We start from the raw sequence: 25322 nt of genomic DNA, 5'->3' as shown, positions 1-25322 counted from the left end.
CGTTTTCACAGGATGCTCCGGCTGTCTTCACAGACTCGGCACCTACAGTAGGTGTCATCGCATGGGAATATGGCGCGGGCCACACGGGTCCGGGATATGCCGACGAGCTACGTTTGAGGAGTCATCTGGGAGAACTCGCACTGTGTTGATGGGATGTGCCGAGGGGCCGACCGAAAGGTCGGCCCCTCGGCGTATCTGCGCGCGTTCGTGGGGTGCTTGGTGTGGGAGGACGACAGGAGCGTGACAAGCCGCGTCTCGGTTGCCGACAACGCATACTGCGCACGTGGGAAAAGCTCCCCATAATTGTGGAGGCGCTCTTAGTGCCAAGATTGTCAAACACAGTCGTTAACGAAGTGAGACTCAGATGACCCACCGCAGAACGTCGGCACTCGCCCTGGTGGTCGCCGGCACCCTTGGCGTGACAACACTCGCCGTTCCGGCTGCGTTCGCAGCTGACGGGGGAGCGCATCCCCGCTCCGGCCCCACCCCTCCCAGCTCGGGGCAGCCCGCGAACCCCGCCCCAGCCTCGTCGAGTGACGAGCCAACCACGATCATCATCCAGCTCGAGGCCGGGGCTGAACGCGCGCAGACCCGGGAGAGGATCGCCGCCTCCGTCGCCGAAGCCGTCCCCTCCGCGGGCGTCACGACGCTGCGTGAATACACCCACGCGCTCCAGGGCTTCGCGATCGAGGCACCCGCGGCCGCGCTCGCCGCTATCCAACGTACGGAGGGCGTCAAGACCGCCGCCGTTGCGCGCAGCGTCACGCCCATGGCCGAGAACGATGCTGCCCCCGCAGGTGCGCCCGTCCTGAAGAACGCGTCCGCGCTCGAAATGACCCGCGCCAACCAGGCCGCCCAGAAAGGCGACCACCAGGTCATCGAAGTCATCGACTCCGGCCTCGACACGAGCCACCCCGCCTTCTCCGGTGCCCTCGATGCCGCCTCCCTGCGCATGACGCAGGCGGACGTCGCCGCACTCGCACCGAGCCTGCCCCACGCCACAGGGGGTACGTGGGTCAGCGACAAAATCCCCTTCGCCTACGACTACGCCGACAACGATGCCGACGTCGTCCCCGCTTCCGAAAAAGACCTGAACCACGGCACACACGTCACCGCCATCGCAGCCGCTAACGGCGGCGAGGTACGCGGCAGCGCCCCAAACGCGCAGATCATTGTCGCCAAGGTCATCCAGGATGCCGACGGCGTCATGTCCGATGCCGCCATGCTCGCCGCCCTCGACGATGCCCTGGTCATCAAGCCCGACGTCATCAACATCTCGCTGGGCGACAACTCCGGCATGAGCAGCGAGGCCGGGACCATCTTCGCCGACGTCTATAAGGCGCTCGTGGACGCGGGCATCACCGTCAACGCCGCGTCCGGCAACGCCTTCTCCACCGCGTACGGCAACAACTCCGGGCAGAACAAGCCCTTTGCCTCCGACCCCGACACGGGCACTCTTGGCGAGCCGGCCTCCTATCGATCCACCCTGGCGGTCGCCTCTGTCGACGCGCAGGACACCTCGCCCTACGTCCTGCTCGGCGACCGTAAGATCCCCTACGGGATCGCCATTGACGGCAAGGGCGACCCGGTGCCCAGCCTGCGCGACATCCCCGAAAAGACCTACCGGATCGTGTATGAGCACTCCGGAGGCAGTGATGAGGTGCAACGCTACTGGAGCACAAACCGCTACGACCTGTCGGACGCCATCGTCCTTGAGGACAAGGGTGGCATGGATACCCGTCTCGACATCCCGATGACCGACGACCTCAAGGCCAGCTACCTGACGCAGGCCACCCCGCCGCCCGCCGCTCTCATCATCGCCGACACTGATGACGCGGACGCGCCGTACCAGGCCATTCTGGAGTCCACCCGCGAGATGCCGACGGTGACCATCACGAAGAAGGACAGCGACGCGATCCATGACGCGATACGTGACGTCCAGGGAGAAGACGTCTACCTGACCGTCACCCACTCCGGCATCGTCCTGTCCTCGAGCAACCCGACCGCCTCCGAATTCTCCGCGTGGGGCGTCACCCCCGACCTGCGCCTCAAGCCCGAGGTCGCGGCCCCCGGCGGCAACATCACCTCGGCGATCTTGAACGGCGAGTACGCGAGCTCGTCGGGCACCTCCATGGCCTCCCCGCACGTCGCGGGCATCAGCGCCCTCGTGCGCGAGCGTATCGTCTCCGACCCGCTCTTGAGCGGCATGGACGCTGCGCAGAAGAATGCGGTCGTCACGAACTTCCTCATGGGGACCGCCCACCCGCTCATCGACGTTGAGCTGGGTGACGGCACCTTCTACTCCCCGCGCAAGGTCGGCGCAGGACAGGTTGACGCGGTCGCCGCCACGACCTCGTCCGTGTACCCGACCGTGATCGGGGCCTCCGACCCCTCGCGGCCCAAGGCTGACCTGGGCGACGGCTCGAAGGGCTGGACCTTCCAGGTGCAGCTGACGAACCTCGCGTCCGAGGCGCGCACCTACACGCTCGGCGGACAGGCCCTGTCCGAGGTCGTCGAAGAAGGCGTGTTCCTGGAACACTCGCAGAACTGGGCGGGGCAGGGTATTTCCCTGACCTTCTCCTCCGACTCCGTGACCGTTCCCGCGTCCTCCAGCGCCACTGTCACCGTCACCGTGACCCCCGAAGCCGAGTTCGCCTCGTACGCCGCCGAAAAAGCCCCCAAGGGGACGTTCATCGACGGCGCTGTCACCTTCACGAGCGCTGACGGGGCACCCGACCTGACCGTTCCCTACGTAGGCTTCTACGGCTCGTGGGGCGCGCCCGCGATCTTTGACGAGAAGTGGTCCGACGAGGACACACATCCCGCGCACGTCTACCGCTCCGCGCTGATGGACACCGAGACCGAAATCCCGCTGGGCGGCCTGAATCCGCTGGCCGACAAGCAGGACTACAACGCGGTCGTCACGGTCGATCCGACCCGGCTCATCGCCTCGCGGTCGCAGGCCCCCGGAGCCCCCAACACCATCGCCCCGCGCACGGGCATGCTGCGCGCCGTCCCACAGATGAGCGCCACCTACACGAACGAGGCCGGGGACACCGTCCGCTCGTACACGCTGAGCCGGGTGCGCAAGTCCCTCTACGACCTGGAAACCGGGTACACGAAGCCGGGCGAGTTCACCGGCGACGATCCCATCTTCGACGGGCTGGACGAGGCCGGGAAGGAACTGCCGGACGGACGCTACAGGCTAACCCTCGAGGCAGCCACGGATGGACCTTCGTCCACCACTCAGCAGATGAGCTACGACTTCACCCTCGACACCCGAGCGCCCGTCATCTCTTCTGCGGCGGTCGCGGGCGAGGGCGAGGCACGCGCACTCTCCTTCGACGTTGCCGACTCCTCGCCGCTGGCCGGCGTCGAGCTGCGTGCCGATGCGGAGGGCACCTGGTACTACCGCCAGCTCCTCGAAGGCGACGGTGAGGTTCAGGCCGACGGAACGCACCGCTACCACGTCGAGGTTCCGGTCGCGGACCTGAATCGCGCGTGGGCCGAGAAAGGTAACGAAGGCGAGGCCCCCGTGTCCTCATACCTGGTCGCGTGGGACTGGGGACTGAACCCGGCCCAGCAGGCCGTGCACCTGGATGGCTCGGCGGCACCGGACCCGGCACCGAATCCGGATCCGGCACCCAACCCGGGTCCCGCTCCGAATCCGGATCCGGCTCCCAACCCGGATCCGGCTCCCGCGGAGGGTGAGTGGATGAGTGACGCGCGTGGTTGGTGGTATCGCCAGGTCGATGGGTCTTTCCCGAAGGACACCACGCTTGTGATTGGCGGATCCGTCTATCGCTTCGATGGGTCCGGTTACATGCGCACCGGCTGGGTCAAGGACCAGGGATCGTGGTTCTACCACCAGGCATCGGGCGCCCAGGCTGTTGGTTGGGTGAAGCAAGGTACGTCGTGGTTCTACCTCGATGAGATCACCGGAGCAATGGCCACCGGCTGGCTGCGCCTTGGCTCATCGTGGTTCTACATGAGTGCCGAAGGTGTTATGACAACCGGTTGGGTCAGGGTTGGCGGATCGTGGTTCTTCCTCAACCCCGACAGCGGCGCGATGGCCACGGGTTGGATGATGATCCGCGGCACCTGGTACTACCTGAACCCGGCCGATGGTGCGATGGTCACCGGCTGGCTGCAGATCGGCGACTCCTGGTACTACCTGCAGCCTTCGGGCGCGATGGCTACCGGCTGGGTCTGGATCGGATGGAAGTGGTACTTCTTCTCTGATTCGGGCCAGTGGAGCTGATCTGAGTGATTGATGCGGGCGTGAGCGCCCGAGTGTGCGCCCCTGGGACACCACCCAGGGGCGCACACCTGTCCGCAGCTGCAGAGCTGGTCACCATTATCGGCGTGGATAAAAGTTTGTCAGTTTATTACAGTGCGTCTCCATGCCCCCCATATAGCCTTGTAAAATGCTGGGGTGTCAGGTGCTGTTGGAACATTAAAGGCTGTCGGAATGGGTTGTTATGTCAGCTAAAATAGCGGATGCCTACTATTGGAAGGATTGTCTGTCAAACATTATCAATTATCGACTAAGCTCTATCGGTTTATGATTGACAGGTGAGGGAAGCAGCGACGCGACCCTCACCTCCACCCCTTTTGTCGACCAAGTGAGCCACAGATGTCCCGACGAAAAGTCATGGCACTGGCGCTGATAGCGGCAGGTGCCCTCGTTTTTACCCCGGTCACAATCCCATCGACACGCGCGGCTGCCGTCACCGACGACGCCCAGCAGCGCACCCTCACTGCCCAGCGCGACGACGCGCAGTCCGGCGGCGACGCGCAGCCGCGCATCCCGCAGGACCCTGCCACGGCCTCGGACGTTGATGGACATGCCAGCGACGACACGCCGACCACGATCATCGTCCAACTTGAGGAAGGAGACGTCGGAATCCCCTGGGATAAGCGTGTCTTCGGGCTGAGCACGGATACCAAACACGCAGAGATGAAAGCCCGCATCGAGTCAGAGGTTGATCGGGTCGCACCCGGCTCAGCCGTTACCGTCCTGCGCGAATACAGCCACGCGCTCGACGGCTTCGCACTCGAAGCACCGGCCTCCTCCCTGGAGGCCATTCGTGCCACCGAAGGCGTTAAGGCAGCATTCGTCGAGCAAACCTACGATCCTACGACGATCAGTGAGGAGGCAGACGACGCCGTCCTCACCGCCATTGACCCCAGCGTGCTCAATTCCTCCACGCTCGAGATGATTCGCGCCAACCAGACCAGTCTGAAGGGCGACCGCCAGGTTATCGAAATCATCGACACAGGACTGGTGATAGGGCATGCCGCCTTTGCCGGCTCCATGGACGGCGTTGACGTGCGCATGAGTCAAGCGGACGTCGAGGCCTTGACCAGTAAACTCCCGCACGGGAAAGGGGGACGTTACGTAAGCAAAAAGATCCCCTTTGTCTACGATTACGCCGACGAGGATGACAACCCGAATCCCGGATATATCTTCAACAGCCTGCACGGGACGCACGTCGCCGGTATCGCCGCCGCCAACGCGCCTGAGCTGCGGGGCGTCGCGCCGAACGCTCAGATCATCGCTGCAAAAGTGGCCGGAGATGGCAGCGGTATTCAGGACAGGGCAGTGCTGGATGCGCTCGATGACGCCCTCATCCTCAAACCGGACATCATCAACCTGTCTCTTGTGCGAGGCGGTGGCATGAGCAGCGAGGCCGGCAGCGTCTACGATGGTGTGCTCAAAGCCCTGACAGATGAAGGTATCACCGTCAACGTGTGCGCGGGGAATGAGGGGTCTGCCGCGTACGGGACCCTCAATGGCAGCGCTGCACCCTACGCGACCGAACCGGATACTTCCACGGTGACCGAGCCAGGTTCCTTCAAACCGTCGTTGACCGTCGCGTCGGTCGACAACGTGTTGGCCCTGCCCTATCTGACGTACGAGGGCCAGCGGATCTTCTACCGCGCCGCCGTTGATTGGGATGATCAGGCGAAGGCTGACCTGCGTGCCATCCCAGAGGGAACCTACCGCGTCATTGACGCCGGCGCGGGTGATGCAAGCACGCTCGAGCGACTCGTCGCCGACAACCAGGGCGATCTCTCCGATGTCATTCTCCTGGAAAACGGCGGCGGGAACGGGGAATACAACAACAAGATCAGTGCCTGGCGGCAAGTGAGTGCGGCTGAGTCCCTGTCAGCGCGCCCAGCAGCGCTCATGCTCGGAGACCCCGATCAGGGTGTGGTTCCCTACGCGGCAATAATCGACGAGCACGCAACGTTGCCGACCGTCACCATCACGAACAAAGACCACGACACCCTCGCCGAGGCGCTACGATCCTCTGCCTCCGGGAGCGTGACGATCACCCTCACGTATTCCGACCAGGTTCCCGTGACCGATATGCCGATGGTCTATCCCACTTCCTCCTGGGGTGTGTCACCCGACCTCACACTCAAGCCCGAGATCACCGCACCCGGCGGCAATGTCGTCTCCGCTGGATATCTTGACCAGTACGTGCGAATGACCGGCACCTCGCAGGCAAGCCCGCACGTCGCCGGCGTGGCCGCCCTCGTGCGTGAGCGCATCGCAAACGATCCGTTGTTCGCGCGCATGAGCCACGTGGATAAGGACGCTGTCGTCGCGAATATCCTGATGGGCACCGCTCATCCGCTCCAAGACGTTGAGCAACGCAACGGAACCTATTACTCGCCGCGCAGAGTCGGTGCCGGCCTCGTCGACGCGGTCGCAGCAACCACCACGGCCGTCTACCCGACCGTGGAAGGAGCGCCCGACCCATCTCGCCCGAAGGCAGACCTCGGAGATGGAACGCAGGGCTGGAGCTTCACGGTGAGGCTGACCAACCTGTCCGGCGACGACCACACCTACACGCTCGGAGGCCAAGCTCTCTCCGAGATCACCGAAAACGGGTACTTCACCCAGCACTCCAAGAACTGGGCGAATCAGGGTATTTCCCTGATCTTCTCGGCGAACGCGTTGCGCGTGCCCGCCAGATCGAACGCCACTGTGACCGTCACGGTGACCCCTCAGGCTGAGTTTGCCTCGTACGCCGCCGCGAACGCGCTTAAGGGAACCTTTATTGACGGCGCCGTCACCTTCGCGAGCACCGACGGGGCACCCGACCTGACGGTTCCCTACATGGGGTTCTACGGCTCCTGGGGAGACCCCAGCGTCTTCGACGCGCAGGGAAGCGACTTCCACGCCGACCGATCTTCCCTGATCAACCTGGCGACGCACGCTCCGCTCGATGAGCCGCGCGTGGGACTCGACGGTGCCCGCTACGTCGTTTCGCGCTCGCCCCTGCCCGGAGCGCCGACGTCGATTGCACCTCGTACTGTCCTGCTGCGAAACGTGCCGGTGGTGACCTACACCTACAAGAACGAGGCCGGTACAGTTGTGCGCTCGTACACGCGCTACCGCGCACGAAAGTACCCCTTCGACGGGAAGGCGCAAGTTCCTGACACCGTCGACGCCCAGGCTGACACTGCCGAAACCCCTCACACGGACGCGGCCGTCTTTGACGGATTCGACGCGTCGGGTACAGAGCTGCCCGACGGACCCTACACCCTCACGATTGAAGCAGCATCGGACGGCCCGTCTTCGACCACGCACCGGCAGAGCTACGAGCTGATGCTGGACACCCAAGCTCCCGTCGTGACCACGCTCGACGTCAGGGATGACGCAGGGGAGCGCACACTGGTCATCGACATCACTGACTCCTCGCCGCTGGCCGGGTACGGGTTCTCCGCGATAACCGAGAGCGAACCCGCCTACTCGGTGACGGAAGGATTGACGGACGCACATCAGGACGACGGCACATACACGAGCCACTACGAGATCGCGTGGAAGGACCTGCCCGAGTCCCTGACGGCGACCAACCCGGCCGCCCTGACCCTGTACGCCTGGGACGCGGGCAAGAATCGGACGACGGCACACGTGAACCTGGCGGGGATCCCGATGACCGCGCTGTCCCTGACCCCGCAGTCCTCCTCGCTTATCGTCGGGCAGACGACGACCCTGCGCGCGGACTACGAACCCGCCAACGCGACCGTCACCGGCTTCGTGTGGTCCTCCTCGAACGAGGCCGTGGCGACCGTTGACGATCAAGGACACGTGCGGGCGGTGGGAACCGGAAGCGCGACGATCACCGCAGCCGACACGACGCAATCGAGCGTGTCCGCGAGCGCGCAGGTCAGCGTCCGCGCGGTCTCATCATGGACGGGTATCGAGCTGTCGACTTCCTCGCTTACTCTCCAGACGGGGCAAGCGGCGACAGTTGAGGCGTTCCTTGCATCAACCTTCAAGGGGCGCACGGTGACGTGGAAGCTGGTGCCTGCCTCTCTTGGAACGGTCACGCCCAGCCGTGACACGCTGTCGGCGACGGTGACGGCGTCGAGCACGGAAGGAAGCGGTACGTTGCGTGCGACGGTGAGCAATCGGTATGGGCGAGCGAGAAGCGTGTCCATCCCGGTCACGATCGAAGGCGAAGCATCCAGGGACTTCGTGATCGATGCGTCGGGTGTCTTGACCAGCTACGAGGGGTCCTCGCCCGACGTGACGATTCCGGATACGGTCACGGTGATCGCACCCTCCGCTTTTGATAAGGCACGTCGGGTGATTCGCAGCGTTCGTATTCCCGCGAGCGTCCGAGAGATTCAAGCAGACGCGTTTGCGTCGACCGCTTTGACCTCGGTGACATTCGACGACACGCGAGACTATCCTTCGCAGCTGACAACGGTGGGGGAGAGGGCGTTCGCGTCGACTGCCCTGACGTCGATTGTCCTGCCTGGTGCGGTGACGACCATCGGTGCCCGCGCATTTGACGGTGCCATGTCGTTGACGGAACTGGAGATTCCCGACTCCGTGCAATACTCGGGCGGACTGGCGAATACGGGACTCGAGACGGTCGAGTTTGGAACGCAGATCAGGAAGATTTCGTCGAGGGGCACAAGCCTCACGGCTCCCCAGCACCTCATCGTGCGAGGTGGGGTCCAGGGCGTCGTGGATTACGAAGAGAGCGCCTCGGATACCTCTCTGATGAGTGCATTCTTCGGTGAAGGGATAACGGACATCACCCTCTCGGGGAGCTTCCCGAGAGTCCTCGTCCTGCCGTCCACAACCACACAATTCGCCCTGTACTCCTACCTGCTTGGGGGAAGACCCGACGACATCGACGTGTATGTCGCCGACGCGCAGGGATCGCCCGCATGGGACACGGCTGAGAACGCGCTTTGGCAAGCACGCCTCGATACCGCGCGCATCCATCGGTACACCCCCGCGACTGTGACCGTGTCCGGCGCGGGAATCACCGAGGCCGATGACGGGTACGAGCTGTCGGCATCCGTCGGTACCCCGACCCAGATCACCGCCTCCGTGACCGGTGGTATTCCGGGCGGATACCAGATGCGAGCCACGCAGGTCAGTGCGGACGGAACCGAAACACCCGTGCTCGACTGGGCGGACATGACGGCCAACGCCGACTCTGCCTCTGCGCTTCTGTCGTGGAACCCGCCAAGCAGTGATACGACGCTGCGCATCGAGGTGCGCGACGCCACGCATCTGCGTCACCCGGTGACGGTGGCGCTCGCGGGCAGCCCTCAGCCGGATCCGACCCCGCAGGTGGGATCGTGGTCGCACAACGGGAGCTGCTGGAGCTACCGGTACGCGGATGGCACTGTTGAACGCAGTTCGACGCTCACCATCGACGCTCAGGTATACCGATTCGACGCGAATGGGTGTGCGAAGACCGGGTGGGTGCTCGACGGGGACTCGTGGTACTACCACTCCTCGACGGGTGCTCAGCAGAGCGGATGGCTGACGCTGGGCACGGATACGTACTATCTGGATCCCACAACCGGTGCGATGGCCACCGGCTGGATCACAGACGGAGGTGCCTGGTACTACCTGCAACCCGGCACCGGAGCTATGGCGACGGGATGGGTACGCATCGGGTGGAAGTGGTACCACTTCTCCGACACAGGCCAGCTCCTGTAGCGTCCCTGCCATGGTGCCAAGGCGCGCGCCTCGCTCGCGCCCCGAACACCGCGTCGGGACGCGAGCGCATAAAGTCCCAGGCTTTTCCCAGGTTGCCTGTGGGGTCCCACAAGGTTGTCTCCATACAGTAGGCGTCATCGCATGGGAATACGGCGCGGGCCACACGGGTCCGAGTAATGCCGACGAGCTACGTTTGAGGAGTCATCTGGGAGAACTCGCACTGTGTTGATGGGATACGCCGAGGGGTCGACCGAAAGGTCGGCCCCTCGGCATATCTGCGCGCGCTCGATGAGCGAGTGAACAGGGTGAGGTTTATAGGTCGCTGCGTGCACTAGTCGGAGGCGGGGACTTCTCTTGCGCACGTAAACCCGCTCATCGGAGCGTCGGCGGGGCTGCCCACGTGCGGAGCAGCGGGTTCACATGTGGGATAGAGGGTTTGCATGCGGATGCGCCCTGAAGCGTTCCGCGACACGTTGTTTTTCATCACCCTTCGTGCGTGAGCTGAAGGTTAACCGACGTTTCCTCGTGGAGCGTGGGGACGGGAACCACCGGTCCGTGCTTACCAAGTGGAAAAGCGATAGACTTTCGCGGCATCTACGAACTCAATCAAGGAGAAACCTCATGAAGCGCCGTCTCGTCGCCGCCGGCCTCGTCCTTCTGTTCCCGCTCGGCATGGCTGCCTGCGGATCCCAGTCCAAGGCCGATGCCTGCAAAGAAATCAACAACGCCCGCGATAAGGCCCTGGAGCAAGTGGATGCGCTGTCCGCGTTCTCTGGTTCCGAGGACTTCAAGAACAAACTGGATGTGTTCCTCGCCATCCACAAGGAAGCTGCCAAGAAGGTCACCAACGATGACGTGAAGGCTGCGTACACGGACGTCATCACCGACATGGACAAGCTCGCTGACGCCATGAACAATGGTGCCGACTTCTACGAATCCAACGAGGTCCTGGACCTCACCACAGAACTCTCGGCGCACGGCGAGAAGCTCAACGAGCTGTGCGGCTTCTCGTGGGATCGGTGACGCATCGCTGACAATCCGAGCGCATGCGGGAGGGGCGGCCAACCCGGTCGCACCTCCCGCATAGTCAGGAGCAACATGCGCCACCCGGGATGTCGTGCGTAGTGGCTGTTGAGACACTCGGGCAGCGCAAGGCCGGGGCGCGCCGGGACTCTACGAAAAAGCCCAACGCGCCCCGGCCTCGTCACTGACAGGGCGAACGACTCTAGAGACGCTCAACCCCCGCGTCCCACGCGGCGCGCATGGGGTTCGCGTCGGCGACCAGCTGATCGAAGCGCAGGTCGGCGATATCGATGACCTCGCCGAGGGCGAAACGAGCCTCGCGGGCCGGGGAATGCTCGACGCGGCGCCAACCGGATTCCAGCAGGTGCTTGCGGTCCACCACGTTATCCACGCAGATCACCAGCGGACGGCCAAACTTCTTGCGGTACGCGCTGGCTAGGGCGCGCAGCTCCTCGGCTTCCTTGTCCGTCAGATCACCGACGGACAGGTTCGCCGTATCTGCCAGGGACTGCTCGTCACCCTGGCCATCGAGGACCAGCGACACGATATCCGAGTACGACGCAATGAGTTCTTCGGCCTCCTGCTGCGTTGCCGCCAGCACGGCGTTCTCGAAGGAGGAACGCAGCTCGGACACAGAGGCGAAGGGACGGGACTCCCAGGCGCGCTCGACCGGCCACGTGTGAGCGGAGAACATCGAGGAGAAGGTCGCGACGAACTGGTCGCGATCCATCGCGTTGACGTCGTCCAGGTTGATCTTCTTGCCGTCCACCACGGCCACGTCCGGCGAAGCCTGGCGTCCGATGTGGAAGAACAGGATGTTCAGGATGATGGCCGTCAGCGAGCCGATGGTCACGCCGGAGCCGAAGATGATCTGCAGCCAGGAGGGCATGGCCGTGAGGATGTCCTCTTTCCTGAAGGTGACGAGGAGGGCCAGGCCGATCGACGTGGAGACGATGACGGCGTTGCGGTTGTCGCGCAGATCGACTTTCGCCAGGGTCTGGATGCCGACGACGGCGACGTTGGCGAACATCGCCAGGGAGGCGCCGCCGATGACGGGGGAGGGGATGGCCGCGACGATGGCCGCCGCCTTGGGCAGCAGGCCCAGGATGATCATGAAGACACCCGCCGTGGTGACGACCCAGCGGGAGCTCACACGGGTGAGGCGCACCAGGCCGACGTTTTGCGCAAAGCAGGTGTAGGGGAAGGAGTTGAGGACGCCGCCCAGCAGGGTGGACAGGCCGTCGGCGCGCAGGGCGTTGGCGATGTCACGTGGGGCGATACGCTTGCCCACGACCTCGCCGGTCGCGAACACGTCACCCGTGGTCTCCACGGCGGTCACGGCCATGACGATGATCATCGCGATGATGGCGGTCACAGAGAACTGGGGGAGCCCGAAGAAGAAGGGGTGGGTGACGGCCACCCAGCTGGCGTTTCCGACGCCTGCGAAATTGGTCTTGCCCATCGCGAAGGCAACACCCGTCATAATGACGAGGCCGAGGAGGACTGAGAGCGTTCCCATGAAGCCCTTGAAGAGGCGCTGGATGAGGACGATGATGACGATGGTGCCGATGGCGTAGGCGAGCGATTCGAAGGTGAGCGCCGCCTTCGTGTCCGCCGGTGCATCGTCAGTCCACCTCAAAATGTCGTCGGCAGAGACGGAAAGCAGGGTCGTGCCCATGACCGTCAGGAGCGTGCCCGTGACGACCGGCGGGAAGAAACGCAGGAGCTTGGCGAAGAAGGGGGCGGCCAGGAAGACGATGAGGCCGACGGCGATGATGGAGCCGTACATGGTGGCCAGGCCGGTCTTCGGGTCGGCGCCGGGTGGCGTGGCCGCCGCGCCGATCGCGATGAGGGGGGAGACGGCGGTGAAGGTGACGCCCTGGATGAGGGGGAGCTTCACGCCGACGAAGCGGCCGATGCCGACCGACTGGATGATGGTGGCGATGCCGCAGGTGAGCAGGTCTGCGTTGATGAGGTGAATGAGAGTTTCATCGTCGAGCCCGAGCTGTTTGACAATGAAGAACGGGACGACCACGGCACCCGCGTAGAACGCGAGGACATGCTGAATACCCAGAATGGTGAGTTTTCCAAAGGGAGGAACTTGATCGACGGGGTGGGGAGCGGACGAGGGGCGTGATGCCATCTGTGTCTCCTGGACCTTTATCCAAGTGGTGTTAGGGACGCCTCTATTCTCTGTGATCAGTATGAACGTTTGACGATTTATTTAAAAAGTGTGGCGTGTAATATGCCGTTTGTGCGTTTCGTTGAGGATGTGAACAAAGCAGGACGCATACGGGAGGGGACCGGTATGTCGCGCAACGGTCGTCCTCCGTCGATGGCGGACGTAGCTCAATTGGTCGGTGTCTCGCATCAGACAGTGTCTCGCGTTGTGAACGGTAAGGGGCGCGTGTCGCCGCGGACGCGCGAACGCGTGCAGGCCGCGATTGCGCAGCTGGGATACCGTCCAAACTCCGTGGCCTGAACCCTGGTGACCGCCCGCTCAGGCATTATCGGTGTCGTGACCACGACCTCGGCTCATGTTGGCCCCTCCTCGATGCTGATTGCCCTGGAGATTACCGCACGCGAGGCCTGGTTCTTCACGTCAGTCGTGCCCCTTGACCGTTTCAACGTCGAGGACGTGGCCAGCGCCTTCGATCATTTCTCGTCCCTGGCTGCCGAGGCGATCATCGTCATCACGTCGATGGATTCCCTCGCCGAGGCCGGGGTGAGTGTCCCGGGGGATGTGTCGGTCGCGGGTTTTGATGACGTGCCCTTGGCGGCCTATGCGGGACCGGGCCTGACGACGGTTCACCAGGATTTCGCTGATTGTGGGCGCTGCGCGATGGAGGCTGTTAGCCAGGCGCTAGAGGGAAGCTCGGTCGATACCTACGTGCGTCCCACCCGCCTCGTTGTGCGTGGTTCGACGGGGCCATGCGCCCGTTCAGGAGCCTTTTCTTCTGCGTGCGTGCCTTGTGTGCGTGGAGATATGAACGCTCACTCAACGGATGTTTGTCGGCGCTCAGGCAGGAGCGTGAATGGCCGCAGCCCCGAGATGCGGGGGTGCAGATGACGGCTGTGTGGTCGTCAACGAGGCGCGTGTGGTTCGCTTTGACGACAACGTGCGTCATGATGCCGTCGCGGAGGGAGACAAGATTGAATCGGAGTGTCACTTCGGTGTTTGAGTCAACACGTGGCTAGCTCGGACTTCGGTATTGAGGATGACTGGAAGACTGCGGTCCTGATGTGCTCTGCATCGTCGCCACGTCTGACACGACGGCTTCCGCTTTGCCGAAGGATTGTCACATTTTGTCACGTCGGGAATGTACGGCGATAAATTCATGCGTTTCCCAGCGTTTCTTTCATGTATATGTCAGTTCTTGGGAATGTGAACGTTAACAATTGTTATTGGACTGTTATCGATTGGGCATGGTGTAGGTGACATTCCTCTCATATCGTAAAGCCGTCAGACCGCACGACGGATGTGTGGAGACGTGATGCCCATCGACAGTGATGTCGAGGCAATAAACAGGAGATATTCCATGAAGACACGTAGTTTCTTTGGAAAGATAGCAACGGTCGCAGCCACTTGTGCGGCCGGTGCCCTTGCGCTGAGCGGATGCGCGGGAGGCGGTGCCGGTGGTGCCACCGGTTCCGATAGTGGTGCGGCCTCGAACGGCGGCACAGTCAAGGTTGGTGTCGCTATGCCGACCCAGACCTCCGAGCGCTGGATCGCCGACGGCAACGCCGTGAAGTCGGGCCTCGAGGCGGCCGGATACGAGGTCGACCTCCAGTTCGCAAACGATGACATCCCCACCCAGACCCAGCAGATCGACCAGATGATCACCAATGGGGCCACCATGCTGGTCATCGCCGCCATCGACGGCACGGCCCTCTCGAGCCAGCTCGACACCGCCGGGGCAAAGAACATACCGGTCATCGCTTACGACCGCCTCATTCGTGATAATGAAAACGTTGACTTCTACGTTTCCTTCGACAACTTCAAGGTCGGCGTCGCTCAGGGCAACGCGCTGCTGTACGGCCTGGGGCTGACCGACAAGGAAGGCAAAAAGCTCGACAGCGCCCCCAAGGGTCCGCTCAACATTGAGCTCTTCGCCGGTTCGCCCGACGACAACAACGCTAAGTTCTTCTTCGATGGTGCGATGAGCGTTCTCAGGCCCTTCCTTGACGACGGCACTCTCGTCGTGAAGTCCGGACAGACCAGCTTCGACCAGGTCGCCATCCTGCGCTGGCAGCAGGAAGTCGCCCAGAAGCGCATGGAGGACCTGCTGACCTCGACCTACGGTGGCGGCTCTGAACCCCTCGCCGGCGTCCTCTCGCCTTTCGATGGCATCTCCCGGGGCATCATCACAGCCCTCCAGGGTGCTGGCTACGGCCCTACCATCAAGGACGGCCTGCCTGCTGTGACCGGCCAGGACGCCGAAATCGCCTCCGCCAAGATGATCAACGACGGCATCCAGCAGTCCACCATCTTCAAGGACACCCGCACCCTGGCCGCCCAGTCCGTGACGGTCATCAAGGCGATGGCTGAGGGCAGCGAACCCGAGGCCAATGACACGACCACCTATAACAACGGCGTCAAGGTCGTGCCCTCCTACCTGCTCGAGGTCGAAACCATCTACACCGACAACCTCAAGGAAAAGCTCATCGACTCCGGTTACTACACCCAAGCCGACGTTGATGCGGGCGTCGTGAAGAAGTAAACGACGACGGGGTGCGGGGCATCGGCTCCGCACCCCACCCCTTCCGATTCGAGGAATGCAAACATGACGCAGAACATTTTGGAAATGCGCGACATCGACAAGGGCTTCAATGGTGTGCCCGTCCTCAAGCATGTCAACCTTGATGTCCGCTCCGGCGAAGTCCACGCCCTGTGCGGTGAAAACGGTGCCGGCAAGTCCACCCTCATGAAGGTTCTCTCCGGCGTCTACCCACATGGGCAGTACGACGGTGCCATCATCTTCGATGGCAAGGAAGTCCAATTCCGGTCTATCAAGGACTCCGAGGCCCTCGGTATTGGCATCATTCACCAGGAGCTGGCTCTCGTTCCCTACCTGTCGATCGCAGAAAACATCTTCCTGGGCGCAGATAAGCCCCGCAAGCTCGGCTTGATCGACTGGCACGAGGTCAATCACCGCGCCGAAAAGGTCCTGGAAAAGGTCGGCCTGAAGGAAAACGTAACAACCCAGGTCGGCACGCTCGGCGTGGGCAAACAGCAGCTCATCGAGATCGGTAAGGCGCTGTCCAAGGACGTGCGTCTACTCATCCTCGACGAGCCCACCGCCGCCCTCAACGACAATGACTCGGCCCAGCTCCTCGACCTCGTGCGCAGCCTGCGTGATCAGGGCGTCTCCATCGTCATCATCTCCCACAAGCTTGGAGAGATCGCCACAATCGCCGACCGCACGACGATCCTGCGCGACGGCCAGACGATCGCGACGATCGACATGAAGGACCCCGCCTCCACGCAGGGCAAGATCATTTCGCTCATGGTGGGCCGCGACCTCACTCAGCGCTATCCCGAGCGCAATGTGGAGATCGGCGAGGAGGTCTTCCGCGTGGAAGACTGGACCGTCTACCATCCCACCCAGGCGGGGCGCGTCGTGATCTCAGGGGCATCCTTCAACGTGCGTCATGGCGAGGTCGTCGGTATCGCTGGTCTCATGGGTGCCGGACGCACGGAACTAGCGATGAGCATTTTTGGTCGCTCTTTCGGCACGTGCATCTCGGGCAAGCTCTTCAAAGATGGCAAAGAGATCACGATCAAGACCGTCTTGGACGCGATCAAGAACGGCATGGCCTACGCGACCGAGGATCGCAAGCAGTACGGTCTCAACCTCATCGACGACATTCGACACAACGTGGCCACCGCTGGCCTGTTCAAGCTCTCGCGCCGAGGCCTCGTCGATGGACACAAGGAGCTGGCGGTCGCCGCCGAATACAAGGAGCGAATGAATATCCGCTCTCACTCCGTCCTCCAAAAGGCCGGATCCCTCTCGGGCGGCAACCAGCAAAAGGTTGTTTTGTCGAAGTGGCTCTACACGGACGCGGACGTTCTCATCCTCGACGAACCCACGCGCGGTATCGATGTCGGCGCGAAGTTCGAGATCTACACCCTCATCAACAAGATGGTCGAAGAAGGCAAAGCCGTCATCGTCATCTCCTCCGAACTCGAGGAAATCCTCGGCGTCTCGGACCGCATCTACACCCTGGCGTACGGTCACATCACCGGCGAGGTCAAGGCCGACGACGCCACACAGGAAAACCTCATGGAACTCATGACTATCGAACCCGCAAGGGAGGAGCAGAAATGACCGCCGAAATCAGCCTGGTTGACACGCTGAAGGCCAACCTGCGTCAGGGCGGCATCTTCATTGCGTTCGTCGCCATTGTCGCCCTGTTCTGGGCGTTCAACCCCGACACCTTCCTCTCGTCGGGCAACCTGACGAACATCGTCTTGCAGTACTCCTACATCCTGATCCTCGCGATCGGCATGCTCTTCGTCATCGTCCTGGCTCAGATCGACCTCTCCGTCGGCTCGGTCGTGGCCGTGACGGGTGCACTCAGCGGTGCTCTCGTCATCAGGCACGGCTACCCCTGGTGGGTTGGCGTCATCGCCGCCCTCGTCATGGGCATCTTGATCGGAGCTTTCCAGGGCTTCTGGGTCGCCTACGTGGGTATCCCTGGCTTCATCGTCACGCTGGCCGGCATGCTCCTCTTTCGTGGCCTGACCTACCAGATTCTCGACAATGTCTCGCTCTCTCCCTTCCCCAAGGGCTACTACAACATCGCCAATGGCTTCCTGAATGGCCTTCTGGGCGGTAACGGCTTCGACGTCTTCACCCTGGTGATCTTCGGCATCGGCGTGGCTGGCTTCGCCTACCAGCAGCTGCGCACCCGCCGCGCACGTATCTCCTACAATCAGGCCGTCGAAGCCATGTGGCTCTTCATCGCGAAGATCGTTGTCATCGGCATCGTCGTCATGTGGTTCGCCTACAAGCTCTCCATCGAGCGCGGCCTGCCCATCGTTCTGATTCTCCTGGCAATCCTCGTGCTCGTCTTCGGGACCATCGCCTCCTCGACGATGTTCGGCCGCGATGTGTACGCGATCGGCGGCAATAAGTCCGCGGCGGCTCTGTCGGGCATCAACGTCAAGAAGGTCACCTTCTGGTGCTACGTCAACATGGGCTTCCTCGCGGGCGTTGCTGGCGTCGTCTACTCGGCCCGTATGAACGGCGCGCAGCCCTCGGCCGGCAACATGTTCGAGCTCGACGCGATTGCCGCGTGCTTCATTGGCGGGGCGTCGACGACCGGTGGTATTGGACGTCTCTCGGGTGCCCTCATCGGCGGCCTCATCATGGCCGTCATGTCCAATGGCATGCAGCTCATGGGTGCCTCTACCTCCACCCAACAGATCGTCAAGGGAGCAGTCCTGCTCCTGGCGGTTGCGTTCGACGTGTGGAACAAGCAGCGCGCCTCCGCGTGAGGTTGCGGACGCGAGTCATCAGGGTGGGGAGTGGCCGACAGGCTGCTCCCCACCCTTGCTGATTGAGGTGCTCCTGCGCGCGTGCCGCCTCACGGGTCCATCTGGGTGCGTGTGCCGTGCGTGTTTGTCACGTGCATCGTCTAGATTGTTTCGTCATTTAATAGGACTCCTGTCCTTACCGAAAAATGCGCCGGTGATAGCGCGTTTGGAGGCGGGTGAGCGCTGAACGGCTGAGAAGTTTGTGTGATGTGCAATACAGAAATGTACATTTCTGGGCTGAAATGCGGGCAATTTTCGTGAAATCCGCGAAATATGGCCCTAAACTCGGCGAAATCGTCGGAGATTTCGTACTGTGTCATTCGTGGCCACGACAGTGGTAACCAAAGAACGAACAGGAATGAGGTTTCTCAATGTCCGTGAACCGTACCGAGCTTGTCGCTCAGATTGCCGAACGCGCTGACCTGACCAAGGCGAAGGCCGACGAGGCCCTGGCCGCGTTCCAGGCTGTCCTCGTTGAGTCCCTGGCTAAGGGCGAGGCCGTCAAGGTCACCGGCCTCCTCTCCGTCGAGCGCGTCGAGCGCGCCGCTCGCACGGGCCGTAACCCCCGCACCGGTGAAGAGATCAAGATCCCCGCTGGCTACGGCGTCAAGCTCTCCGCTGGCTCCACGCTGAAGAAGGCCGTCTCCAAGTGACGCGCTAACCCAACGCATTACCTGTGGGGCACGACCACTCGGTCGTGCCCCACAGGTATACGCGCCCGCCTTGCAGCAGGGGAGGCATACGATTGCCCCCGGCCCGAGCGAATCGGGCCGGGGGCGTCCCCTGGAGTAGATCAGACGACTATGTGCTTACGCGCCCACCTCTTCCCTCTTGCGAATCTGAAGGAGCGGATGGTGGCACGCCACGCGGTGACGCTCATCCGTGAGGGTAGGCTGGATCTTGCACTCCTCGCCAGCGAAGGGGCAGCGCGGGCGGAAACGGCAACCCTCGGGCGGGTTGACGGCGCTCGGAGGCTCGCCGGTCAGCTTGATGGCCCGGTCGTCGTGGGAGAATTCGGGGTCGGGGACGGGGATCGAGTCGATGAGCGCCTTCGTGTAGGGATGCTTCGGATTCTCGACCACCTCCTTCGCCGGTCCCTCCTCGACGATGCGGCCCAGATACATGACGCCGATGCGGTCCGCCATGTACTGCACGACCGCCAGGTCGTGGCTGATGAACAGGTAGGACAGGCCCAGCTCAGCCTGCAGATCCTTCATGAGGTTAAGAACCTGCGCCTGGACGGACACGTCCAAGGCGGAGACCGGCTCGTCGGCGACGATCAAGTCGGGTGCCAGGGTCAGCGAGCGGGCAAAACCGATGCGCTGGAGCTGTCCACCCGAGAACTCGTGGGGGTAGCGGTCCAGGATTTCTTCGGTCAGGCCGACCTGCTCGATGATCTCCATGATGCGCTCGGCGATCTGGCGAGCGTTCCCAGTCTTCTGGATACTCATCGGCTCGGCCAGGATCTGGTCGATGCGCATGCGCGGATCCATGGCCGCATAGGAGTCCTGGAACATCATCTGCACGTCGCGGTGGATCGTCACCGCGTCGCGGCCCTTGAGCGTGGCCAGGTCGCGCCCATCCAGCTCGATGGCACCACTCGAGGGCCGCTCAAGACCCGCGATGAGTCGGCCCATCGTCGACTTACCGCAACCCGATTCGCCCACGAGGCCGTAGGTCTCGCCCTTCTTGACGGTAATCGACACGCGGTCCACGGCGGAAACAACGCCCTTGTCGCGCTTGAAGAAGCCGGAACCGGCCGACTCGTACTCGCGCGAGGCCTCCTTGACGTCGAGCAGGACCTCCGAGGACACCAGCGGGGCCTGCTGCGCCCCGGCCTCGTCCCCGTTCTTCTGCGTGTCGAGCTTTGCCTGCAGAGCCGCGGGAGACTCGTCACCCTCCTGTACCGGGTGGAAGCACGAGAAGGTGTGGGCGTCGTCCCCACTCAGGTCCGGGTAGCCCGCGCGGCACTCGTCGGTTGCCCACAGGCACCGGGCCGCAAACCGGCAGCCCACCGGCAAGTTAGTCAGCGATGGGGGAGCGCCCGGGATCGAGAAGAGCTTCGTGCCGGCGGCCAGAGCGCGCTCGGGCAGAGCAGCCATGAGCGAACTCGTGTAGCGGTGCTTCGGTTCGGTAAACAGCGTCTTCGTCGGAGCCGTCTCCACGATGCGACCGGCGTACATGACGGCCACACGGTCCGTGTGCCCGGCGACGACGCCCAGGTCGTGGGTGATGAGGATGACGCCCATCTGGTACTCGTCGCGCAGCTCGTCGATGAGGTCGAGGATCTGCATCTGCGTCGTCACGTCGAGAGCCGTCGTCGGTTCGTCGGCGATCAGGATGCGTGGCTTGCATACGAGGGCCATGGCGATCATGACGCGCTGACGCATACCGCCCGAGAGCTGGTGCGGGTAGTTGTTGATGACCACCTCGGGGCGAGGCATACCCACACGTTTAAGGATCTCGACGGCCCGTTCGAGAGCTTCCTTCTTGGAGAGCTTCTCGTGAACGCGCAGCGGCTCGCACACCTGAAGGCCGATCTTCATGGTCGGGTTCAGGGACGTGAGCGGATCCTGGAAGATCATGCCGACCTTCGTGCCGCGCAGCTTGCGCTTCTCCTTCAGCGGAAGCTTCGTTAGGTCCTGTCCGTCCAGAATGATCTGGCCGGAGGAGACTGAGCCTCCCGGGGGGAGCAGACCCATGAGGGACAGGGCGGTCATCGTCTTACCGGAGCCGGATTCACCCACGATGCCCAGGGTTTCGCCCGGGTTAACGTGCAGGTCGACACCGGAGAGGGCGTGGACCACGCCGGAGCGGATCTCAATGTCAGTGTGGAGGTCCCGGATGTCCAGGAGCGGAGAGTTAGACATAGTTCTTCTCACCTCTTGCGCAGTCGAACTTCGAAGGCGTCACGCAGGCCGTCGCCAATGAAGTTGAACGACAGAACCAGCAGAATAATGAGGACGCCCGGCGGGTAGAGCAGCCACCAGTTGCCCGAGTAGACGTGCGACTGGCTGTTGGAGAGCATGGCTCCCCAGTCGGTGGCGGGAGGCTGCGCGCCCAGACCAAGGAACGACAGGTAGGCGACGTAGAGGACTGCGTCGGCGACCTGGAAGGTCGCGTTGACGATGACGGTACCGATCGTGTTACGCACGATGTGTGTGCGGATTGCTCGGGGCATTGACCCGCCCATGCCGCGCATCGCGACGACGTACTCGCGTGTGCGCAGGGACAGGGCCTCGCCTCGGATGAGTCGGGATGTTCCCAGCCAGGACAGGGCCGACATGATGATGATCAGGACGGGGACCGTCGGCGGGATCATCGTGGCGATGAGCATGAAGAGGAACAGGACGGGCACGGACATGAGCGCGTCAACGATGCGCATCATGACCGCGTCGATCCAACCACCGACGAAGCCGGCGATCGCGCCGTACAGGGTGCCGATCGTGGTCGCGATGATGCCGGCGAACAAGCCGACGATGATCGAGGTCTGGCCGCCCTTCATGAGGCGTCCGAGCTGGTCGTAGCCGACCATATCCGTGCCGAGCGGATGCTCGGCCGATGGTTCCATCTGAGAGATGGACAGGTCGGTGTGAATCTGGTCGGTCACATAGAACATGGGGCCGATGAAGGAGAATGCCAGCAGAATCAGCAGCAGGCAGACGCCGAAGACGGCGAGCTTGTTCTCCATGAAAACCTGTAGACCCTGGAGTTTGGTCGACTTGCGGGCGGCGGGCGCCTTCGCGGGCGCGTCGGGGGTTGCGGTAGCGGTGGTCATTTCGATCGTCCTGCCAGTCGAATGCGGGGATCGGCCAGGGCGTACAGGAAGTCCGCGAGGAGAGCACCGATGACCGTCGCGAAGGAGACGATCAGGGCCACGCCCAGGAGGATCGGGTAGTCACGTCGGCCGGTCGCCTGGTAGTACAGGTAGCCCATGCCGTTGAAGTTAAAGAGCGTCTCGATAACGAGGGCGCCACAGAACATCGCGGGAATGTAGAGGCCGATCATGGTGATGACGGGGAACATGGCGTTGCGCAGCGTGTGGACGAAGACGACGCGGAACTCCGACAGGCCCTTGGCGCGGGCGGTACGCACGTACTGCTCGTTGAGGTTGTCCACCATCGAGGAACGAACGTAGCGCGCGTAGGCGGCGATTGTGCCAACTGAGAGCGCGCAGACGGGCAGAATCAGGTGGTCCCACTGCTCCCACATGACGGCCAGGTCTTGGCCCTGCGGGGCGTCGTTGGGCAGGATCGGCCATACCTGCGAGAAGAGGACGATGAGGAGCAGGCCCGCGAAGAAGATCGGCGTCGAGTAGGCCAGCAGACAGGCGATCGTCACGATGTAGTCGGGTGCTTTGTTTCTCTTCACCGCCTGCCATACCCCCAGGGGGATCGCGATGATGAGGGCGAGGATGGTGGAGAGCAGAGAGAGGAAGATGGTACGCGGGAGGCGGGCTGCCAGCAGGTCGTTGACGGACTGGTTGTGCTGGTAGGAGTAGCCGAAATCGCCATGCGCGATCTTGTTGAGGTAGGTGACGTACTGCTCGGGGATCGGCCGGTCGTATCCGTTTTCGTGATCGAAGGCCGCGAGCTGTTCTTTCGTCGCGTCCTTGCCCAGTGCGGCTCGGGCGGCACCGCCCGGCTGGGACTGGAGAAGGATGAAGGTGATGATAGTGACCAGGAAGACGACGACGACTGCCTGGCCGAGGCGTTTCAGGATGAATTGGAACATTACGAACTCCACAGTAAGGGGGCAGGCGCCCGCGTGAGAGCGGGTGCGGACGCCTGCCCCGTGAGGTGGTGGGTCGAGCGCTTACTTAGTCTCGGTTTGCCACGACCAGTCCTCAGGCCAGGTGTCGCCCGTCGCGTCGAGTTCGCCCAGGTTGAGCGTCTTCTTCACAGCGGTGATCTGGTAGAACGGGTTGGGCATCCACAGAACGGGGAGGTCCTCCGCGAGGTAGTCGTTGTATGCCTGGAGAGCGTCGGGCGCGGTCGAGCGAGTCGACTCTTCGATGAGCTTGTCCGCCTCGGGGTTGGAGTACTGGCCGAGGTTGACGGGGGCACCAGTGGCGAAGAGGCGCTCGCCGGAGGCGTAGATCGGGAAGCCCCACGAGGTCTGGGAGCCGAAGAAGGACAGGTCCCAGGTGCAGGGTGTCTCGTCGTCACATGCCTGCGAGGCGCCGACCGAGTCGGGGACCTCGTTCATGTCGATCTTGATGCCGAGCTTGCCGAACTGGGAGATGATCTCTTCGAACATCTGGTGCGTGGAGACGAAGCCTGACTGGGAGACGAGTTTGAAGCTCAGCGTGTCGCCGGCCGCGATGCCCTCGCCGCACTGGCCCTCGCCGGTGCCGGGGTTCTCGCAGACGGTGGCACCGTCGGGCACGACCTTCCAGCCGTGGTCTTCCAGGAGCTTCTTTGCGGCGTCCGGATCGAACTTGTAGACGCAGCCTTCGGTGGTGCCGACCTTGTCAGCTGCCATGGGGACGGGGCCACACGTCGGGGATGCCGTGTCGGACCAGATCTTGTTCGACAGCGTCGGCTGGTCGATGAGCTGCTGCATCGCCTGGCGGATGTACTTCTGGTTGATGTACTTCGAGGAGGGAGCCTGGGGTGCGAAGTTCAGGGCGAGGTAGGTGATGGAGTTGCCGGGCCACAGGAAGACGTTGTAGCCCTTGTTCTCAACGGCTTTGCGCTGGTTGTACTGCGCGGCAGGGATGTAGCCGAAGTCGATGGAACCCGAGCGCACGGAGTTGAACTCGGCGTCGTCACCGGTGAAGGACTTGTAGATCAGCTTGTCGATCTTCGGCTTGTCCTCGCCCCAGTAGTTCTCGTTGGGGACCAGTTCGAGGCCCTGATCGGGGGTAAAGGAGGAGAGCTTCCACGGGCCGTTCACCGTCTGCCACAGGGGGTTCGTGGCATAGGTGGACAGGTTCTTGGCCTCGCCCTGCAGGTAGGCGAAGACCTTCTGGGCGCCCTCGGGGGTGCGGTCCAGGTCGGAGACAGCCTCGTCTGCGCCGGTCTTGTCCCAGGCGTGCTGGGGGAGCAGTGCGACCTTGTTGATCTGGTTGTCGATGAACCAGGACGGGTTGAAGGTGTCGGTGGTCGTGATAGAGAAGGTGTGCTCGTCCTTGATATCGAGCGAGGCTCCGTCGGGGAAGAAGCCTTCCTTGTAGGAGGCCCACTGGTCCTTGTTGTTGGTCACCAGGTTCCACCAGAACTCGATGTCGCGGGTGGAGACGGCCGTACCGTCGGACCATGTGGCGTCGTCGCGGAGCTTAATGGTGTAGGTCTTGCCGTCCTCGGAGACCTCGGGGACCGTGCCCAGGGACTTGGGGAGGTTGATCTTGTAGGGCGTCTCGGAGGTGGACTTGTAGGCGAAGAGCGGGCGGTACATCGCTTGGATGAACTGTCCGTTCTCGCCCTGCGTGTAGCCCTTGGCGGAGACGGGGAAGATCCAGTTGGGGATGCGCGAGGCCATCGTGACCTCGTTCTTTCCGGTCTCTGAGGTGAGCGCACGGTTAGAGCTACAGGCGGACAAGCCCATAGTGGAGACCATGGCGAGTGCCGCACCTGCGGTGATCCACCGCTTCAATCTGAGGTTCATGACTACTCCAAATCAACGTTGATCGGGGACTCTGACGGAACGTGGCCCCGTCAGACGAGCTTCATCATATGACATATTGTCGGCCAATGTTGCCGGTTTCGATAAATTTGAGATTGTTGCGAAAAAATAGCAACGATTTTCGACGAAAGAAGTAGCAAA

14 protein-coding genes are annotated in these 25322 nt (G+C 62.8%); 9 read left to right on the top strand and 5 right to left on the bottom strand.

What is annotated here, in order from left to right; all coding sequences use genetic code 11:
- Nucleotides 1-364 precede the first annotated feature (364 nt).
- The 3 genes from O3932_RS05625 to O3932_RS05615 all read left to right on the top strand — a co-directional run bounded on the left by O3932_RS05625 (nt 365) and on the right by O3932_RS05615 (nt 11011).
- Nucleotides 365-4261 (top strand): S8 family serine peptidase, encoded by a 3897-nt coding sequence (locus O3932_RS05625; protein WP_371536828.1) that lies wholly within the window; start codon nt 365-367, stop codon nt 4259-4261.
- Nucleotides 4262-4636: 375 nt separating this feature from the next.
- Nucleotides 4637-9988, top strand: a complete 5352-nt coding sequence (locus O3932_RS05620) for a S8 family serine peptidase (protein ID WP_371536824.1) — start codon at nt 4637-4639, stop codon at nt 9986-9988.
- A 621-nt stretch (nt 9989-10609) separates the two neighbouring features.
- Nucleotides 10610-11011, top strand: a complete 402-nt coding sequence (locus O3932_RS05615; RefSeq protein WP_371536821.1) for a hypothetical protein — start codon at nt 10610-10612, stop codon at nt 11009-11011.
- A gap of 202 nt (nt 11012-11213) precedes the next feature.
- Here O3932_RS05615 and O3932_RS05610 read toward each other — a convergent pair whose 3' ends face one another.
- Complete coding sequence (locus tag O3932_RS05610; protein ID WP_371536818.1) at nt 11214-13154, bottom strand: solute carrier family 23 protein; 1941 nt, start codon at nt 13152-13154, stop codon at nt 11214-11216.
- Nucleotides 13155-13256: 102 nt separating this feature from the next.
- Between O3932_RS05610 and O3932_RS05605 the strand changes: the two genes are divergently transcribed.
- The 6 genes from O3932_RS05605 (at nt 13257) to O3932_RS05580 (ending at nt 19207) form a co-directional block, all read left to right on the top strand.
- The gene (locus tag O3932_RS05605; protein ID WP_371536865.1) at nt 13257-13493 is read left to right on the top strand and encodes a LacI family DNA-binding transcriptional regulator; all 237 of its coding nucleotides are present in this window, start codon (nt 13257-13259) and stop codon (nt 13491-13493) included.
- Nucleotides 13494-13529: 36 nt separating this feature from the next.
- A complete protein-coding gene (locus O3932_RS05600) occupies nt 13530-14081 on the top strand; it encodes a substrate-binding domain-containing protein (RefSeq protein ID WP_371536816.1) in 552 nt (183 codons plus the stop codon).
- A 469-nt stretch (nt 14082-14550) separates the two neighbouring features.
- A complete protein-coding gene (gene chvE, locus O3932_RS05595) occupies nt 14551-15732 on the top strand; it encodes a multiple monosaccharide ABC transporter substrate-binding protein (protein WP_371536814.1) in 1182 nt (393 codons plus the stop codon).
- 63 nt (nt 15733-15795) lie between these two features.
- Complete coding sequence (locus O3932_RS05590) at nt 15796-17343, top strand: ATP-binding cassette domain-containing protein (protein WP_371536812.1); 1548 nt, start codon at nt 15796-15798, stop codon at nt 17341-17343.
- Complete coding sequence (gene mmsB, locus O3932_RS05585; RefSeq protein ID WP_009648730.1) at nt 17340-18515, top strand: multiple monosaccharide ABC transporter permease; 1176 nt, start codon at nt 17340-17342, stop codon at nt 18513-18515. Before O3932_RS05590 ends, mmsB begins: the two co-directional genes overlap by 4 nt.
- Nucleotides 18516-18925: 410 nt before the next feature.
- Nucleotides 18926-19207, top strand: coding sequence for an HU family DNA-binding protein (locus O3932_RS05580; protein ID WP_003790058.1), 282 nt, complete (start codon nt 18926-18928; stop codon nt 19205-19207).
- A gap of 156 nt (nt 19208-19363) precedes the next feature.
- Here the strand turns inward: O3932_RS05580 and O3932_RS05575 are convergent, their stop codons facing one another.
- The 4 genes from O3932_RS05575 to O3932_RS05560 form a co-directional block, all read right to left on the bottom strand.
- Nucleotides 19364-21424 (bottom strand): dipeptide ABC transporter ATP-binding protein, encoded by a 2061-nt coding sequence (locus O3932_RS05575; RefSeq protein WP_371536809.1) that lies wholly within the window; start codon nt 21422-21424, stop codon nt 19364-19366.
- Nucleotides 21425-21432: 8 nt separating this feature from the next.
- On the bottom strand, nt 21433-22332 hold the full coding sequence (locus tag O3932_RS05570; protein WP_371536807.1) for an ABC transporter permease: 900 nt from the start codon (nt 22330-22332) through the stop codon (nt 21433-21435).
- A complete protein-coding gene (locus tag O3932_RS05565; protein ID WP_291450403.1) occupies nt 22329-23288 on the bottom strand; it encodes an ABC transporter permease in 960 nt (319 codons plus the stop codon). Before O3932_RS05565 ends, O3932_RS05570 begins: the two co-directional genes overlap by 4 nt.
- 81 nt (nt 23289-23369) lie before the next feature.
- Nucleotides 23370-25163 carry a peptide ABC transporter substrate-binding protein gene (locus O3932_RS05560; protein ID WP_371536805.1) on the bottom strand — a complete coding sequence of 598 codons (1794 nt, stop codon included), beginning with the start codon at nt 25161-25163 and terminating at the stop codon, nt 23370-23372.
- Between the last annotated feature and the right edge of the window lie 159 nt (nt 25164-25322).

Origin of the sequence: Pauljensenia sp. 20925_1_25, from assembly GCF_041433955.1 — a bacterium.
Classification (GTDB): domain Bacteria; phylum Actinomycetota; class Actinomycetes; order Actinomycetales; family Actinomycetaceae; genus Pauljensenia.
This window is presented reverse-complemented; position numbering and strand designations above follow the sequence as displayed.

What these genes read in the sequence shown, in the direction of transcription:
- O3932_RS05625 (WP_371536828.1), top strand. Translation starts at nt 365, where the DNA reads ATGACCCACCGCAGAACGTCGGCACTCGCCCTGGTGGTCGCCGGCACC.
- O3932_RS05620 (WP_371536824.1), top strand. Translation starts at nt 4,637, where the DNA reads ATGTCCCGACGAAAAGTCATGGCACTGGCGCTGATAGCGGCAGGTGCC.
- O3932_RS05615 (WP_371536821.1), top strand. Translation starts at nt 10,610, where the DNA reads ATGAAGCGCCGTCTCGTCGCCGCCGGCCTCGTCCTTCTGTTCCCGCTC.
- O3932_RS05610 (WP_371536818.1), bottom strand. Translation starts at nt 13,154, where the DNA reads ATGGCATCACGCCCCTCGTCCGCTCCCCACCCCGTCGATCAAGTTCCT.
- O3932_RS05605 (WP_371536865.1), top strand. Translation starts at nt 13,257, where the DNA reads ATGCCGTTTGTGCGTTTCGTTGAGGATGTGAACAAAGCAGGACGCATA.
- chvE (WP_371536814.1), top strand. Translation starts at nt 14,551, where the DNA reads ATGAAGACACGTAGTTTCTTTGGAAAGATAGCAACGGTCGCAGCCACT.
- O3932_RS05590 (WP_371536812.1), top strand. Translation starts at nt 15,796, where the DNA reads ATGACGCAGAACATTTTGGAAATGCGCGACATCGACAAGGGCTTCAAT.
- mmsB (WP_009648730.1), top strand. Translation starts at nt 17,340, where the DNA reads ATGACCGCCGAAATCAGCCTGGTTGACACGCTGAAGGCCAACCTGCGT.
- O3932_RS05580 (WP_003790058.1), top strand. Translation starts at nt 18,926, where the DNA reads ATGTCCGTGAACCGTACCGAGCTTGTCGCTCAGATTGCCGAACGCGCT.
- O3932_RS05575 (WP_371536809.1), bottom strand. Translation starts at nt 21,424, where the DNA reads ATGTCTAACTCTCCGCTCCTGGACATCCGGGACCTCCACACTGACATT.
- O3932_RS05570 (WP_371536807.1), bottom strand. Translation starts at nt 22,332, where the DNA reads ATGACCACCGCTACCGCAACCCCCGACGCGCCCGCGAAGGCGCCCGCC.
- O3932_RS05565 (WP_291450403.1), bottom strand. Translation starts at nt 23,288, where the DNA reads ATGTTCCAATTCATCCTGAAACGCCTCGGCCAGGCAGTCGTCGTCGTC.
- O3932_RS05560 (WP_371536805.1), bottom strand. Translation starts at nt 25,163, where the DNA reads ATGAACCTCAGATTGAAGCGGTGGATCACCGCAGGTGCGGCACTCGCC.